The sequence below is a fragment of the Endozoicomonas sp. SESOKO1 genome (assembly GCF_024606265.1).
Classification (GTDB): domain Bacteria; phylum Pseudomonadota; class Gammaproteobacteria; order Pseudomonadales; family Endozoicomonadaceae; genus Endozoicomonas.
Genome location: NZ_JAHHPP010000312.1, coordinates 1 through 1,533 on the forward strand (window position 1 = coordinate 1; position 1,533 = coordinate 1,533).

At 43.8% G+C, this 1,533-nt stretch carries 1 protein-coding gene and 1 pseudogene; both read right to left on the minus strand.

Annotation, left to right across the window (positions count from 1 at the left end; genetic code table 11):
* Window positions 1-259: 259 nt before the first annotated feature.
* The gene (locus KDK13_RS14005; RefSeq protein WP_257285595.1) at window positions 260-583 is read right to left on the minus strand and encodes a type II toxin-antitoxin system HicB family antitoxin; all 324 of its coding nucleotides are present in this window, start codon (window positions 581-583) and stop codon (window positions 260-262) included.
* A gap of 526 nt (window positions 584-1,109) precedes the next feature.
* Window positions 1,110-1,533, minus strand: a pseudogene (locus KDK13_RS14010) (hypothetical protein); the annotation flags it as partial.

The window sequence follows — 1,533 nt, forward strand, 5'->3', positions numbered from 1 at the left end:
AAAATCGGGGTCAGGTCTTTCATTATGAAAAATCGGGGTCAGGTCTTTCATTATGCACATCCAAATGGAAAATCGGGGTCAGGTCTTTCATTATGCACATCCAATGCCGTCTATTAGAAAGACCAGGAAATTTTGAACCCTGGTCAACCTGATCTCGGCTTCCGAAGAGAAAAGGATACCCATAAATTTGTCATTAGTAATCGAATTTGTGGGCGTCCTATTCTTCAATAGTAGCGTCAACACATATACAACAAAATAATTATAACTTGCTGGCAATGTAACGGTTCAGGCTGACGCCTGCTTCTGCTGCTTGAATGACCAAATGACGGTGGGTTTCTGGTGGTACCCTTAGTAATACCTTTCCGCTGTAGTCTCTGATGGAAAATGGTTCGGGAATGGGTTCATCCGCTTTTTGCAGGTCGGCAATTGTTTCTAGTACCAGTTTTCGAAGACCTGATAGCGACGCTATCGGGTCTTCTTCCAGCCAACTCAGGCTTGGAAACTCTGCACACAGTCCAATATATTCCTGATCTTCTTCAGACCACATCACCCGATAGGTGTATTTGTCGGTGGGTTTATTCATTGTCTTCATCCTCCACTCTCTCAATTGCCTGCAAGACCTGCCTTACCTGATAAGGTTTTGCTTTACCTTTACCAAGCCCGTCGTAACGCATCGCCCAATCGGGCGGTGATATAAGACAGGAGCGCGCGGAGCGCTCCGCTTGAGTGTTTGTTCATATGCTGCTATTTTCCTGGCTCCTCGTCCTTTGGTGTGGATTTCATCACCAAATATCTGAGAAAATCCCGGCCCCTTTTATCACGTCAGAAGTAGTATCTTTTTATCGCGCACCCGAGAGGATTCGAACCTCTGACCTCTGCCTCAGGAGAGGTACTTTGGTACATATTTAATATTTGACGCATTTAAAATATCTCCGTAAACCACTGATTATTATTGATTTATTTACCCTTATCATTATAGAACAAAAGTACAAATATCGACCGAAATCGATGCCATTTGTAGACTATGCGTAGGTTGTAAAGCCCATAAAAACAATTTGTCGTATAGATTGACATCAATCGAGTAATTTCTCGCCCTTATTAAACGACACTTACTCATCTACACCCAATACTTCAGCCAGTTTTTCGTAGGCCCTTTGCAATTTATTCTTCGGCATTCTGGATAAGTTATGCTGTTTCCACTTAACGGCTGGTAATGTCTCAGCTCCACCGATACCAAGCAGTGACCAATCAGGCTCTCCCCCCTTAAAAGAGAGCAAGAACTGTTTTTCTTCGCTGGTCAGCCCTATGTGTATTTGTTCAACTAGCTGCTGCCTGACCGATTGCAGTTCTTCCAGAGAAACCGGAATCTCCGTCATATCAGCAAACTCGCTCTTATAGACAGCATCGATATCTTTAAATACCGGGTTGAGAAGCTCTGACATTGGCCGGTTATGACTGATAATATAGATTAGCAGCGCTTTACCAAAACCTGCGTAAAGCATCGCCCAGTCGGGCGGTGATATAAGCAACAAG

Excerpts from the sequence above, each read along its gene's own strand:
- KDK13_RS14005 (WP_257285595.1), bottom strand. The coding sequence starts at position 583 with ATGAATAAACCCACCGACAAATACACCTATCGGGTGATGTGGTCTGAA.